Raw genomic sequence first — 14178 nt, 5'->3', positions numbered from 1 at the left:
TCCTCGTCTTTTTACAAATCCCGATACTCGGCGGGCGTCAGCCCGGTCATATCCTTGAAAATTTTATTGAAATATTTCACATCCGTATAGCCGACTTCTTCGCTGACCTCGTACACCTTCTTGTGCGTCGATTTCAGCAAATGCTTCGCCTTCTCTATGCGCAGCTGCATCATGTATTTGGTGTAAATCTGGCCTGCCTCTTCCTTGAAAAGTCTGCTTAAATACGAAGAGTTCACGTAAAACTGCTCGGCCAACGTTTGAAGCGATATGTCTTCGCTGTAATGCTCTTCGAGGAAGCGCAAAATATCGGTAATCAGCTTGCTTTTCCGCTGCTTTCTTTTTTCGGCCGCCTGCCTCGCGGCATGCTGAAAGCTTGAAGTTACGTAGGCCTCGATCTCGTCGATCGTATCCATCGCCCGCACTTTGCCCATCCATTCGTCCTCGGAATGGCCAAGCGGCATATCCGCCCCGTCGAAGGACGCACTTTCCGATACCATTTGCATCATGAGCTGCAGCATTTGATCGAGAGGCTGCACCGCGATTTTTTTGCGCCGGATTTCATCGAACAGAGCCGACAATATGGCGTGCAGCTCTTCCTCGTTGCCCGCGACGACGCAGTTATGCAGCTTCTGCTGCAGCTCCCGGTGAAACAGCTGGCGATCGCCCTCAAATTGCAGCTCGTCGAAAAAATACGTTTGGTCGTTTCCCAGGTACAGCTTCATTTTCAAGGAGTTGAGCGCTTCGATATAAGCCTGGAAAGCTTCCGTTTCCGCCGAATGCTGCTTGCTGATGCCTACCGACACCGTAATCTTGATGAATCTTTTCGCGCTTTGCCGAATGCCGCCGAGCAGAGCTTCCGTTTCCGCCGGATCCGCCCCCGCTTCGCACCATACCGCCATTCTTTCGTCGACCGTGAATATATGGAACTGAAGCCCGCGCTCCTTCAAATACTCTTCCGCAATATTGCGGATGCCGTACTGCAGCAGCTCCATGTCGCGCTGGCCAAAATGGTTCTGCAGCACGTGCAGCTGATCCGCCTCGAACAGAAAAACGACATAACGATGCGGCAGCCAGGCGACGTCCAACTCCTTGCACTTTTGTTGAAACCAGCCGTAATCCGTTTTTCTGCCGGAAAACCAGCTGGCGAGAAATTGTTCTTGCAACAGCTGCTTGCTTTGCTTCCATGCGGACTGTTCCATCGCTATCCGATACTGCTCTGCCTGCTTGGCGTTTTTGTGGCGGGACAGCTTCAGAAACAGCTGCACGAGCTCGTCGTCGCTTGCCGGCTTCAGCAAATAGTCGTAGGCGCCGAGGCGCATGGCGGAGCGGACATAGTCGAAGTCGTCGAATCCCGTTAACATTACGATTTCGATATCCGGACTCCGCTCTTTGGCTTTGGCCAAAAGCTCCAGGCCGTCCATGACCGGCATGCGAATATCGGAAAGGATAAAATCCACCTTATTGGCCTGAACGATGCGGTACGCTTCTTCCCCGTTGCTCGCTTCGAATATCCGGGTGATTCCGCATTGCTCCCAATAGGCGGCAGCTGCAAGCACGTCCCGCATCCAACCTTCATCCTCGGCAATAAGCAGGCTATACATGACTATTCCCTCCGGAACCGGAACTGAACGGCAGAACGACCTCGACGGTCGTGCCTTTATGCAGCTCGCTGAAAATGTTCAGGCCGTACTGGTCGCCGTAATAATGCTTGATTCTTTTGTTCACGTTGCTTAGCGCAAACAGCTCGGAATGTTGGACTCCCTCCACCAATTGCGCTTGAATGGCTTCCAGCCGTTCGGGCTCGATGCCGAGGCCGTCGTCGGCAACGACAAACACGGCATTGGCGCCGAGCCGGTAACCGTTAATATGAATCATCCCTTTGCCGCTTTTCATCTCGATGCCGTGAATGATGGCGTTTTCCGCCAATGGCTGGAGAAGCAGCTTGAGCACCGGCATGTCCATCAGCTCGTCTTCGACGTCGACGCTTAAGTCAAATTTGTCGCGGTACCGTATTTTTTGAATGCGAAAATAGTTCTCGATATGCTCCAGCATCTCCTTGACGGTGATCCAGTCGTCCCCTTTAAGGCTGTGCCGGAAAAAATGCGACAGGGCGTACGCCATATCCGTCACTTCCCGCACTCCGTGCAGCTTGGCGATCGAATAGATGGAGTTGAGCGTGTTGTACAAAAAATGCGGGTTCATTCTCGATTGCAGCAGCTTGAGCTCGAACTCCTGCTTCAGCAGCTTTTCCTCGTACAAATTTTTGACGAGCTGCTGGAGGTTGCGCATCATCGTGTTAAAGCCGGCGAATAAAATGCCGAACTCGTCTTTACGTTGTTCCTTGATCTGAAAATCGAAGTCGGTCGTGCCGACGGACTGCTTCATCGCCTTCAGCAGCAAAAACATCGGATTGTAGATGCTCTTCATAAACACATAAGCAAGCACCATCGCCAAAGCTAACGTAACGGCCGCGACGGCAAGAACGCCGTTGCGGAGATTGACGATTTCCCGGTTCCAGTCCTCACGCGGGACGAAGCCGACGTATTTGAAGCCGGTCGTCTTGGACGTACGGAACACGACAAGCAGCTCTTTACCGCCTACGATTTCCGAAAACCGCCCCTCCTGCTCATGAATAATCCGGTCCAGGTGTTTCAGGAACACAGGCTTCTCGCCGAACTGAACGGACAGCGAATCTTGCTGTCCGCCGAGGACTGAATCAAGCTCGTGCCGTCTCCCGTCAGCACCCACGTTGTCAGCCCGTTATCCTCCTGGTTTAACTCTTTGATGTAATCGGAAATCGTGCTTTCGCTCACATGGACGAACAAAACCGTGTTGTAGCTGCTGTCGGAAGGGTCGAGCAAGATCGGATACGTAATGTAATTCGTCGGGAGCGTCAAATAGGTGGATACGGGCCATTTTTCCAGAAACCAGTGGGGAGAACCCGCCTCCTTATCGACGAGCTGCTCGATGTGGTTCATCTCCTCGTTCGGGAAGAAGGACATCTTCTTTTCCGATGTCAGGAGCATCTTGTTTTTGCTGTTATACAGGCTGATGGAGTAGATGCTGTGTCCGGACACTTCCATCGCGTTCAGCTCGTTCATAATTTGCGTCACTTTGGTGAAATCGTCGTAATCGGTCAAGTCAATCTTTTTTTGCAAAAATCGCTGTGCGCATAGCTGACAAGGAAAGGGGTGACCGCGTATCGGGACTGCTGCAGCACCGTTTCAATGCTCTTCTCCACCATCAGCTGCGACGACGTGACCGACTTGCTCACTTTGTCTTCGATGATCGCCGTCGAGCTGCGATACGCGAAAAAGGAAACGACAAGCAGCGGAAAACAGATGAGGATCAGAAAGTAAACAATGAGCTTAAAGCGCAAACTGTGAATGTTCACCTTGCATCTCCTCCATGCATGTCCTGATCTGGCGTACCCTTATTTAACCCTTAGTCGCGCCTTCCGTCAATCCGGAGATCAGCTGCCGCTGAATAAACAGGAACAAGACGAACACCGGAATCGAGATCGCAATGGAGGCGGCCATCATCGTGCCCCAATTCGTTTCGTACTGTCCCTTGAAGTCCATAATGCCGATCGGCAGCGTCCGCATTTCGGGCTTCGTCATAAAAATCAGGGCGAACAGAAATTCCTGCCACGTCATCAGGAAGACGTAAGCCGCCGTAGCCCCGATGCCGGGCCGCAACAGCGGAACGACGACCTTGAAGAACGCGGCCAGCTTCGAAGCCCCTTCCATCATGGCCGACTCTTCCAGGTCCGGCGGAATGTTCAGCAAAAAGCTGCGCAGCAGCCATATAGCCACAGGCACGGTAAAAGCCATATACGCCAAAATGAGCCCCGCGTACGAATTGAGCAGCCCGAGACTTCCTACGATTTTGTACAGAGGAACGACAATGGCGCTGATACAAAACATTTGGCTGACCAGAATGACGTTGAGAAAAAACTTGCGCCCGGGAAATTCGAGCCTTGTAAAGCCGTAGGCCGCCAATACGGAGACGATAATGACCAGCGCGCACGTAATGGCGGAAACCGCCAAGCTGTTCATAAAATAGCGCACGAACTGCTTATGCTGAAAAGCAGCCATGAAATTGGCCATGGAAACATGCTTCGGCACCCATAAGGGCGGGACGGTAAACAGTTCGTCCGCCGGCTTCAAAGAGGTGGACAGCATTTGCATAAACGGGAACAGGACGAAAAACAGCAGAAGAGCGAGACCTGCCGCAAATCCTGCTTGTGAGCTCAATCGTTTGATTAACATGTCGGCATCCCTCAATATTTTTCGGTCTTGTTCATTTGCCGGATGAGAACGAAGCTGATCGCCAAAATAAAGACGAAGCTGACGATAGCTACCCGCGACGCCTCCCCGAAGTTGAAATTTCGGAAGCTCAGCTCGTAAATGTACGTAGGCGCAATGTGCGTGGAACGAATCGGGCCGCCTCCCGTCAGGACGTAAATCATTTCGAAATAATTGAACGTCCAGATCGAAACGAGCAGCACCACCGTTTTCAGCACGCCGGAAATGGACGGCAGCGTAATGTAAACGAATTTCCGCCATGTGTCGGCTCCGTCTATTTTGGCCGCCTCATACTGCTCCTGCGGCACGCTTTGCAGTGCGGCAAGCAGCATCAGCATCGGGAACGGGAAGCCTTTCCAGACCGCCGCCAAAATGACGGCGAACATAGCCAGGCCCGGGGTGCCGAGCCAATCCGTGGCGTGCTGTCCAAAACCGAGCTTCGCGATCAGCGAGTTCATAAAGCCGAACTGCGAATCGTACACCAGCCTCCACGTCAAAGCGGCAACGACGCCGGGCAACACCCATGGCAACAAGATCAAGGCGCGGACAAGCCAGCGCAACGGGAACTTCCGGTTCAGCATCATGGCGGCCAGCAGCCCGATCAGCACTTGAAAGCCGGCCACGCAACCGGTCCAAACGATCGAATGCTTGCTGACGTTCCACAGTTCTCCTCCCAGCCACGATTCCCGGTACCCCGACAGCCCTATCCATTTCGGCGCCCCATGGGAAAGGTCGGTATCTTGCAGGGAGAGCTGCAGCGAATAGAGCAGCGGAATAAACAGCATGACAAGCAGCAGGATGATCGCCGGGCCGATTAAGGTGTACCCCAAAAGACTTGAACGCGTCTTCATGTCTTCACTCCTAATCCAATCTGCACTGATGAAAAGGAAAGCACTGCGCGAGGGTGATGAACGGCTCTGTCGCAGCGCTTTCTTATTTGGCAAGTAGACTGCACTATTTATTCAAAAGCTTGTCAATCTTGTCGGCCGCTTCCTGCAAAGCGTCCTTGGCGTTCAGCTTGCCTGTCATCACTTTTTGCGTTGCCTGCAACTGAATGTCGGCAATTTGCGGATAGTTGGCTACGCTTGGACGATAAGTCGCATTCGTCAGCTGGCTGTAAATGACGTCCGGGAATTTCCGCTTCTGCTTCAAGTATTCCTGCGCCGCCTTCTTGTGCGCCGGCGTCAGCATCGTGATGAATTTTTGATTGTCAAAGTTGGTGGAGTATTTGATGAATTCCCATGCCAGATCTTTATTTTTGGACTTTTCGTTGATGGCCAGGTTAAAGCCCCCGAACGTTCCGACCGATTCGCCCCCGTCCGGCTTCGGCAAATTGGCCACGCCATAGTTCATATTCGGCGCGCGCGTCGCGATCGTATCTTGACCCCACTCTCCGTACATCGCCATGGCGGTTTGGCCGCTGGTGAACAACGTCATGGCGTCTTCCTCGTTCTTGCCTACGCTGCCCGGAGGGCTGATTTGGCTGAGGCTCGCCCAAAACTCCAGCGCTTTCACGCCGGCGTCGGAGTTGATCAAAATTTTCTTGCCGGAGTCGTCCAGCAATTTGCCACCGGCCGCAACCGTGAACGCATCGACCATGCATTGCACCGATTCGCTGCTGCCGGCCCAGTTGGACGTCCCGTACTTGCCGTTTGCGGTCAATTTTTTGCCGTATTCGATAAACTCGCTCCATGTAACCGGCGGCTTCTCCGGGTCGAGCCCCGCCTGCTTGAACATGTCTTTGTTGTAGTAGAGCACTCCCCACACGCCCACGTCGAACGGAACCGCATACATTTTGTTTTGGTACGTGCCTGCGCCCCAAGCGCCTTTAAAATAATCGTCCGCCTTAATGTCCGATTTGCTCAAATAATCGTCGATCGGTACGATATATTTCGCAGCCGCATATTGAGCCACCCAAATTTGGTCGAGCAGCAGAACGTCCGGCCCTTCTCCTCCCGCTACAGCGGCAAGCATTTTATCTTTCAGCTGATCGTACGGGAAAGACGTGATCTGAACATCCGCATTAAATTTTTCCTCGAACGCTTTGGCCGCTTTTTTCTGGGCGTCCTGGATATTGATGTCCGCTTGCTGCAGCGTCCAAATGGTCAGCGTCTGTTTCTTGGCTGCCGCCGGCTTGGCCCCGCCCTCCGCAGCCGCTCCCGGCGTTCCTTGTCCCGGCGCTTGATTGTTCTGCGCGCATCCGGTCAAGATGAGCACGAATGCAAGCGCAAACCATGCGAATCGCGTAATGGCTTTCAAAGCTCTCTCCCCTTCTCGGTCTCATTCGTCTTATCGACGTAATCCTAGTATAAGGAGAGAAAATGTCAATAGACATCCGTTCACTTTTACATTTGTTCCACTTTTTTTACTTGATTCAGCCGATATCGCCGAGTATTCCTTGACTGGAATATTCCATATGGTGTATATTTAGATCATGAATTCGACTTCAACCATGAGCGCTCTTTCCGAGCCAAATCGCCTGCAAATAGTCGAACTGTTGCGTGACGGCCCTCTCTCCGTCGGAGAAATTGCCGAGCGCCTTGGGCTCAACCAGCCGCAAACTTCCAAACATTTGAAAGTGCTTAGCGAGGCAGGCTCGTCGAGGTTCAAGCGATCGCCAATCGGCGGATCTACAAGCTGCGGCCGCAGCCGCTCCGGGAGCTGAATGACTGGCTGGAGTCGTTCCGCCGCATCTGGAACGAGAGATTCGATCAGCTGGACGATTATTTGCGCGAATTGCAAGGCAAGGCAAAGAGCCAAGACGACACGTAGTAGTCCGGCAGCGAGCAGAGGCAATACCGGCATCTTATACGGAAGGAGGGCCGTTTCGCATCAAATTGAAGGAATCGCCATTTACAAGGAGGAACCCGAAATGTCCAACAGTAATGCAACCAACGAAGTCGAATTGGTGCTGACGCGCACCTTCGATGCCCCGCGCGAGCTCGTATTCAAAGCGTTTACCGAGGCCGAGCACCTGAAGCACTGGTGGGGGCCGAAAGGCTTCACGTTCGGCGTAGCCAAGCTGGATCTCCGACCGGGCGGGATGTTTCACTACAGCATGCGCTCTCCCGACGGCCACGAAATGTGGGGCAAGTTCGTTTATCGCCAAATCTCCGCTCCGGAGAAGCTCGTCTTCACCAACTCTTTTTCCGACGAGGTAGGCAACACGATCCGGGCGCCTTTCAGCCCTGTTTTCCCGCTGGAAATTCTCAATACGTTAACGTTCGCCGAGCACGAAGGCAAGACGACGCTGACGATGCGGGGAGGCCCCGTCAATGCGACGGAAGAGGAGCTCGCCTTCTTCAAGAGCATGCATCCAGGCATGCAGCAAGGGTTCGCCGGAACTTTCGGGCAGCTCGACGAGTACCTCGCCACACTTTGACCGCATCAACAAAAAAACACCGGCAGGTGTTTTTTTGTTTTCGGCCGGCACGTGCAAGCTACGCCTTGGCCAACGCTTCGCGGTCTACCGTTTGCGGAGGCTTTTCCAGCCAGCCGTTCTGAATCATGATGTTCGCTCCGTCGTTGGCATAGTCGCCCAGCTCTACGGACAAACGGGCGTACATGGCGGTCAAATCGCCGCGCGGGCTTGTCGAAGCCGCCATACCGTATTGCCCCATCCCTGCTGCGATAAGCCCCGAGACGTGATACATCATAAGCTTGTCGGAAAAAGGAGGGGTGGTGGAATCCGTGACTTCGGAATCCCATGTCATCGGGGCCTGAAGGTGCTCGTTCGTCAGCATCTCGCTGAATATCTCGATATGCTTCTGGGCAATATCCCGGCCTCGTTCAAAGTACTGGCGCACTTCCTTCGTTTGGGCAACTTGGCTGAACCCCATGATGAGCGATTTTCCTAACGTATTTCGCTCGATATTGTAAGCAAGGTTGTTGATTTCGACTGCGAGCAGCGGCCGTTTCTTGCCGATATTAAGGAAGTTTCCGAAAAAGCTTTGATCGTGCACCATTTCGGCTTGGCTGGGGGTTGGGATAGAGGGGGGGCGAACGTGCAAGCCTTTTTCTTGCATGGCTTCCGTCGCTTTGTTAAACAATTCGGTTGTCGAAGCGATGCACTCTGAATAAAACTCGCGAATATCGGCACGTGACGAGGTGGAGAGAGCAATGCTATACGAGGACAGTCCGAACCTGCCCATGTTGACCATATACAAAAGGAAAAATTTATCCGAATACAGCCGCGGGGCATTCGCTTCGACATCTTCTTCCGTAAAGCCGATTGGAATCGGAAACTGCTCTTCGGAGAAAAATTGCTTGATGCGCTTGACATGGTTGTGCGACAACTCCAAAGCGTATTCCAGCACGGATTTCACCTGAGCGTCCTCCACTTTGGCAAGAAAATACTTGATGCCGCAAGCGGCCATCGTATCGTTCATGTACGATGTCCACAGGTTTGAAATTTCGCCCGACGTCAGCCGAATGCTGCGCTCCCTGTCTTTATCCATATAGAGCGAATTCCTCTTTTCTACAATTTTTCCATGACATACTACGTTACTTAAGATGTTAACCATCCCGGCGATTTTTATTCCCCAATTTCTGCCTTCCCGGTAAAATCGCTCGGGCGCCGCTCGGTAGATCGAACGGTGCCCTCGGATTCGGCAAACGATATGATACAATTCCCTTAGGGGGTGAGCGAATGGGCAATGTTCCGAAATTCCTGATTATCACCGGAATCGTACTGGTCGCTGCCGGACTGCTCTGGCCGTTTCTCGGCAAATATTTGCATCTCGGCCGGCTGCCGGGGGATATTGCGGTCAAGAAAGAAAACTTTACGTTTTACTTTCCGGTCGTCACCTGCATCGTGATCAGCGTAGGGTTATCGCTGCTCATGTACATCATCAGGTGGTTTATGAAGTAGCTTATGACGGCGAATTTCGACGAAAGCTGTGGGAGCTGAGCGAAAGCTTGACGGGCTTGCGGCAGAGCGCGGCCTTCAAGCCATAATTTACATGAATAACGTTTCGCGAATAACGTCCGGATACTTGGTTTCCCGGCGCGTCCTGACTTGCTGGCGAACCAAGCCGTTGCAGGAATAGGTTCGCTCAGGCCTTTAGCGAATTCGGACCTTGGTCCCGAATTGGCGTTGGGTGACTGTCGCAATAAAGAACAAGTTCGCTGAACAGAGACTTTGCTGACGTTAATTTAGAGCCAAACTGATAAACACGGCTGGTAGCGCCCCAAAGGTCGTTCCATACGAATTTTCGTCGCTATTCATGGAACTTAAGGTCCTTGCACGTTCATTCCGTCAAATCGGCGCCTTATAGCGCCTCGCAAGACGCTGAATAGAGAACCTGTTCTGTCAACAGAATCGCCCTGCCTACCGGAACCATAACGATTTGTCCCTCGCGACAACCTGCATGCCCGGGAGCAAAGCCGGACGGCTTGTCTGCTTTTACGGGCAAAAAGCAATCCTGCCTTGCCCGAGGCGGGAAAGGCGGGATTGCAGATTGTTACACGCAGCCGAGCACGCGCCGTACGCTCTGTTCGAGCGGCGAATAGTTGCCGCCGGCTCTTCCCATCAGCTGCATGCGCTCTCTCAGCGGCGTGGTGCGGTTGCACATGAAGCGCGGCACGCCGGAATGATTTTGCGAAGGCGTATGATACAGGAACGGATGGCACAGGATAACGTCGCCCGGCGACGCGGTCGTCTCGATGACGCGCAGCCGCACGCCGTCCTCGTCCATATGCCAGTTCATGAACTTGTCGATCCTCGCCTCTGGGGAGGCATCGCCGATGCCGAGAAAATCGTCCTTGTCGTCGCCAACGACAGACGTCAGCTCCTTCAGCCACGGATGCTCCAGATTGAGCGTATCGATCGCGCGCTGGCTTTCCATACCCTCCGGATGCTTCTCCAGAAACTTGGCTACCAGCTTGTGGGAGCCTTCGGCGACGAGCGTGCCGCCGCCGTGCGGGCCTATTTCGGAGAAAATGCACAGGCACAGCAGCCCTTGATCCGGACTGTCGACGTAATGGCGGAAATGGACGCCGTCCCAGTGCCAGCCCTTGGCCGGAATCGACCACGGCTGATGGCCGCCATAGGAGAAATTGACCGGCCACCAGCCCCATGTCCCCGTAATTTCGTCGCGGCCGTACACGCGATTTTCGGCCCAGCGCCCTTCTCCGATCAAGTCTTCAATCGCATCGGCCAGCCGCTGCGTATTGCATCTGTCGAACTCGGGGCTGCGGTAAGCTTCCTGCACCCACAGCATCGGTGTTGTCCACGTGGCGCGGTCTTCCTTCGCCACGCCGCGGCTCCTGATTTGTTCCCACAAGTAGTCTTGGCACGCCAGCGCATCCGCGCGGGAGAACGCCTCCTCCACCTTGACCCAGCCCAGCTCCATGAACTGTTCGACTTCCGCTTCCGTCAACACTTTGTACGCCACAGTATCTCCACTCCCCCGCTCTTATTTCTTGTTCGCTTTCACCCACTCATCGAGCTGCTTCTGCTTCTCGGCGATCACTTTGTCGACGCCGGCGGCTTTCAGCTTGTCGATCAGCTTGGACAAATATTCGTTCGGATCGAGCGTGCCGGAGTACAGGCCGGGACTCAGCTCTTTCATTACGTTCGTGCAAGCGGCAACTTCGTTTTTGACCGGGTCCGGATTGAACGTAAAGCCCAGCACGCGCGATCTTTCCGCAGATTGGTTGTATTTTCTGAAATTGTCCCACTTGTTCGGGTCTTCGTTCGCCCACAAGTAATCGTTGAACTGGTTGCCGAACAGCCAAGGCTGGTTCAGATTGTAGCCGGATGTTTTCGGATCCATGCCCGGCGGGAAGTCGATCACGTTGTCGCTCTTTTTCACGTAATGCTTGCCTTCGATGCCGAATGCGATCAGGTTAACCAAGTATTTATCCGTGTACAGCAAGTTCAGGAACATCATGTCGCGGGCCGGATCTTTCGCCGTCTTGGAAATCGATACCATCGCGCCCGTTGTATCGCCGGTAGTGACGATCGGATCGGTCAAGTTGATTTGCACCCATTGCGAACCTAGCTGCGTGCTTTTCTCGGCGTCTTTGCCCGGCTTGAGCGAATCCGGATAGGAGAACGCTTTGCCTGCTTTCAGAGCGCCGTCCTCGTCTTGCTGGGTTGCGGCGTCTTTGTTGATGTACCCCGCTTGATACCAGCGGCGCGCCAGCTCGATGGCGGCTTTCGTCTTCGCGCTTTCGATCTCGTTGATGACTTTGAAATCTTTGGCGTCGCGGTCGAGCTTGCCGATGCCGTCGCCAAGGCCGTCGAAATTGGCCGCATCGAGGACTGAGTTCGGTGACAGGTCTTTGTTGATATAGAACGGCGTCACGCCAGGTTCGTTCTTCTTGATGACGTCGAACATCGGCTCGAGGTCTTCCATCTTCTTCACTTTGCTCAGGTCAAAATGATATTTGTCGACCAGATCTTTGCGGACGAGAACGCCGCGGTGGCTGGCTAGCTCCTTGTTCACCGGCAAGCTGAAGCTGCGGCCGTTCACCTTGGAGCCTTCGAGCAGCGCCGGATCGATCGCTTTCTTCGCGTCCTGCCCGTATTTCTCGATCAAGTCGGTCATATCCAGCAGCACGCCTTGCTGCAGCTTCGTCCCCCATCCGTCCCAGTTCGCCGTATACATCAGGTCGAACGGTTCGCCGGAAGCGAACTTCAGATTCATCTTGTTTTGCCAGCTGCCCCAATCGATTACGTTCAATTCGAACGAAGCGTTGATTTTGTCTTTTAAATATTTGCTGACTTCCTGGTTGACAAGGTCCTGGTCTTTTTGTGCAGCGGAGCCCGGAACGAACCAGGTGATTTTGTAAGGGGCGAGATCGGATTTCTTGCCGCTGTCCGTCTGCTGCGCGTTGCCGGCCGGCTTGGCGGTGTCGCTTGGCTGGGTGTCGTTCGTCTTGTTCGAACCGCAAGCGGTCAGAACGGCAGTAAGCGATAGCATCATGGTTAAGGATAACGCCGCTGTCTTAAATGCTACCTTCATAAGAACCCTCCTAGATTTGTGGAAAATAGTTGTTTATATGCTAACCGGCCGGGACCGGGTTTAGCCGGGACTATCAGACTGCTCGATAAAGGCGGAGCGGAGGAAGGGAATGCGGGGCGGAGAGCGCCTTTGAACTCGTGTTCCCACCAATTATTCACATTCGAGGAACGCGAGTGTGGGAGATGCCGGAGCCCCACATTCTTAGGTCCGCAGCGCAGCCCTACTTTTTCTGGTAACCGTGATTACCCTTTCACTGCTCCGATCGTCAAGCCTTTGACAAAATATTTTTGGAAGAACGGATACGCGAGCACGATCGGGCCCATGCCGACGATACACATCGCCATGCGGATCGTTTCGTTCGGAATTTTGGCGATTTCCGCGCTGGCGTTCGTGTTGTTCTGCGCGTTGGCCACCAGAAACTGCAAATTCATCATCGTCTTGTACATCAAGTACTGAAGATTGACTTTGTCGCTGTCGTTCATGAACACAAGGCTGTTAAACCAATCGTTCCAGTAACCGAGCACATAGAACAAGCCGATGGTCGCCAGCACCGGGAGCGAGAGCGGCAGCACGATGCGGAAAAAGATGCGCAGCTCGCCGGCTCCGTCGATGCTGGCCGATTCGATAATCGACGGATGGATCGTCGTCTGGAAAAACGTGCGCATCATGAGAACGAAGAAGGCGCTCATGAGCAAGTTCGGAACGATCAGGGCGAAGATCGAATCGCGCAGATCGAACATTTTCGTGTAGACGAGATACCAAGGCACGAGTCCGCCGTTGAACAACATCGTGAAAAACACGTAGAAGGAGAAAAAGTTACGCAGGCTGAAATCCCGGCGGGACAACGGATACGCGAACAGTGCCGTGATCAGGAGCCCCAGCAAACTGCCGAGCACCGTAACCAAGATGGAGATGCCGTATCCTTTGGCAATGGCCTGTGCGTCATACAACAAGTAATGGTAGCGTCCATGCTGAACTTGAGCGGAATCAGCTTGTAGCCGTGCAGGTTCACCTGATTTTCGTCGGAGAACGATACCGCAAGCACGAGCAGCACCGGCAGCAGGCAAGCGCAGCTGTATATAATAAAGAACAGATTGATGAACAAGTTGGCTTTGCCGGAAATCGCATTCGGATTGCGCGCTTTTGCTTTTGCGGCCGCGGCAGAAGAGCGCCGCGGTTGCTGCTGCGGATTGGATCGAATCGCCGTGTCCATGCTCTTCCCTCCTAAAATAATGCGTTCTCTTTGCTGATTTTGCGGACGATGAGGTTGGCCCCGAGCACGAGGACGAAGCCGACAACCGCTTGGTACAAGCCCGCCGCGGACGACATGCCGATATCTCCAACCGCCATCAGGGCGCGATACACATAAGTGTCGATAACGTTCGTCGTGGAATATAACGCGCCGGCGTCGAGAGGCACTTGATAAAACAACCCGAAGTCCGCGTTCAAAATTTTGCCGACGGCGAGCAGCGTCGTAATGATGATCACCGGCATAATGAGCGGGATCGTAATTCTCGTAATTTGCTGCCATTTGGAGGCCCCGTCGATGAGCGCCGCTTCGTAGTACTCGGTATCGATGCCGATGATGGCCGCCAAATAAATGACGCTGGAATACCCGATGTTTTTCCACAGATTGACGATCGGCAGGATAAACGGCCAATACTTGGGTTCGCTGTACCAGGCGATCGGATGAAGGCCGAGCGGCTCCAATACCGTTTTGTTAATAAAGCCGAATTCCTCGCTCAGCATCGAAAATCCCAAATAACCGACGACAACCATCGACAGGAAAAACGGGAGAAACATGACGATCGGCAGGATAAACGGCCAATACTTGGGTTCGCTGTACCAGGCGATCGGATGAAGGCCGAGCGGCTCCAATACCGTTTTGTTAATAAAGCCGA

Annotated in this window: 15 protein-coding genes and 1 pseudogene; 3 read left to right on the top strand and 13 right to left on the bottom strand. The window is 53.6% G+C overall.

Annotated features, from left to right (window positions below):
* Nucleotides 1–11 precede the first annotated feature (11 nt).
* The 7 genes from SD70_RS22855 to SD70_RS22825 all read right to left on the bottom strand — a co-directional run bounded on the left by SD70_RS22855 (nt 12) and on the right by SD70_RS22825 (nt 6566).
* Nucleotides 12–1601 carry a response regulator gene (locus tag SD70_RS22855; RefSeq protein ID WP_041050025.1) on the bottom strand — a complete coding sequence of 530 codons (1590 nt, stop codon included), beginning with the start codon at nt 1599–1601 and terminating at the stop codon, nt 12–14.
* Complete coding sequence (locus tag SD70_RS22850) at nt 1594–2748, bottom strand: sensor histidine kinase (RefSeq protein WP_156158149.1); 1155 nt, start codon at nt 2746–2748, stop codon at nt 1594–1596. The genes SD70_RS22855 and SD70_RS22850 overlap by 8 nt, the downstream gene beginning before the upstream one ends.
* Nucleotides 2652–3158, bottom strand: a complete 507-nt coding sequence (locus tag SD70_RS22845) for a hypothetical protein (RefSeq protein ID WP_156158148.1) — start codon at nt 3156–3158, stop codon at nt 2652–2654. The genes SD70_RS22850 and SD70_RS22845 overlap by 97 nt, the downstream gene beginning before the upstream one ends.
* Nucleotides 3137–3394 carry a hypothetical protein gene (locus SD70_RS22840; RefSeq protein ID WP_041050021.1) on the bottom strand — a complete coding sequence of 86 codons (258 nt, stop codon included), beginning with the start codon at nt 3392–3394 and terminating at the stop codon, nt 3137–3139. The genes SD70_RS22845 and SD70_RS22840 overlap by 22 nt, the downstream gene beginning before the upstream one ends.
* A 43-nt stretch (nt 3395–3437) precedes the next feature.
* Nucleotides 3438–4271, bottom strand: coding sequence for a carbohydrate ABC transporter permease (locus tag SD70_RS22835; protein WP_041050019.1), 834 nt, complete (start codon nt 4269–4271; stop codon nt 3438–3440).
* A gap of 11 nt (nt 4272–4282) precedes the next feature.
* The gene (locus SD70_RS22830) at nt 4283–5158 is read right to left on the bottom strand and encodes a carbohydrate ABC transporter permease (RefSeq protein WP_052487781.1); all 876 of its coding nucleotides are present in this window, start codon (nt 5156–5158) and stop codon (nt 4283–4285) included.
* A gap of 103 nt (nt 5159–5261) precedes the next feature.
* Nucleotides 5262–6566 carry an ABC transporter substrate-binding protein gene (locus SD70_RS22825; RefSeq protein ID WP_041050017.1) on the bottom strand — a complete coding sequence of 435 codons (1305 nt, stop codon included), beginning with the start codon at nt 6564–6566 and terminating at the stop codon, nt 5262–5264.
* 175 nt (nt 6567–6741) lie between these two features.
* On the opposite strand from SD70_RS22825, the pseudogene SD70_RS35195 reads away from it, so the two are divergent.
* Together SD70_RS35195 and SD70_RS22815 are read left to right on the top strand one after the other, a co-directional pair.
* Nucleotides 6742–7079: pseudogene (locus SD70_RS35195) on the top strand (ArsR/SmtB family transcription factor).
* Nucleotides 7080–7179: 100 nt separating this feature from the next.
* On the top strand, nt 7180–7689 hold the full coding sequence (locus tag SD70_RS22815) for an SRPBCC domain-containing protein (protein WP_041050012.1): 510 nt from the start codon (nt 7180–7182) through the stop codon (nt 7687–7689).
* Nucleotides 7690–7747: 58 nt separating this feature from the next.
* Here the strand turns inward: SD70_RS22815 and SD70_RS22810 are convergent, their stop codons facing one another.
* Nucleotides 7748–8764 carry a DUF3231 family protein gene (locus tag SD70_RS22810; protein WP_041050010.1) on the bottom strand — a complete coding sequence of 339 codons (1017 nt, stop codon included), beginning with the start codon at nt 8762–8764 and terminating at the stop codon, nt 7748–7750.
* A 191-nt stretch (nt 8765–8955) separates the two neighbouring features.
* On the opposite strand from SD70_RS22810, the gene SD70_RS22805 reads away from it, so the two are divergent.
* Nucleotides 8956–9177 (top strand): DUF2905 domain-containing protein, encoded by a 222-nt coding sequence (locus SD70_RS22805; protein WP_041050008.1) that lies wholly within the window; start codon nt 8956–8958, stop codon nt 9175–9177.
* Between the two features lie 592 nt (nt 9178–9769).
* Here the strand turns inward: SD70_RS22805 and SD70_RS22800 are convergent.
* The 5 genes from SD70_RS22800 to SD70_RS22785 all read right to left on the bottom strand — a co-directional run.
* Entirely contained in the window at nt 9770–10702 is a 933-nt protein-coding gene (locus tag SD70_RS22800) for a hypothetical protein (RefSeq protein ID WP_041050006.1), read from the bottom strand.
* A gap of 21 nt (nt 10703–10723) precedes the next feature.
* Nucleotides 10724–12277 carry an ABC transporter substrate-binding protein gene (locus SD70_RS22795; RefSeq protein ID WP_041050004.1) on the bottom strand — a complete coding sequence of 518 codons (1554 nt, stop codon included), beginning with the start codon at nt 12275–12277 and terminating at the stop codon, nt 10724–10726.
* 242 nt (nt 12278–12519) lie between these two features.
* Nucleotides 12520–13230 (bottom strand): carbohydrate ABC transporter permease, encoded by a 711-nt coding sequence (locus SD70_RS22790; protein WP_331436829.1) that lies wholly within the window; start codon nt 13228–13230, stop codon nt 12520–12522.
* Entirely contained in the window at nt 13146–13490 is a 345-nt protein-coding gene (locus SD70_RS39910) for a hypothetical protein (protein WP_331436828.1), read from the bottom strand. Before SD70_RS39910 ends, SD70_RS22790 begins: the two co-directional genes overlap by 85 nt.
* Nucleotides 13491–13501: 11 nt before the next feature.
* Nucleotides 13502–14178 (bottom strand): ABC transporter permease subunit (locus SD70_RS22785; RefSeq protein ID WP_156158147.1); only part of this gene is annotated, 677 nt, incomplete at its 5' end.

This window comes from Gordoniibacillus kamchatkensis (assembly GCF_000829455.1).
GTDB lineage: Bacteria > Bacillota > Bacilli > Paenibacillales > NBRC-103111 > Gordoniibacillus > Gordoniibacillus kamchatkensis.
The sequence above is the reverse complement of the archived record's forward strand: the minus strand, read 5'-3'. Positions and strand labels throughout refer to the sequence as shown.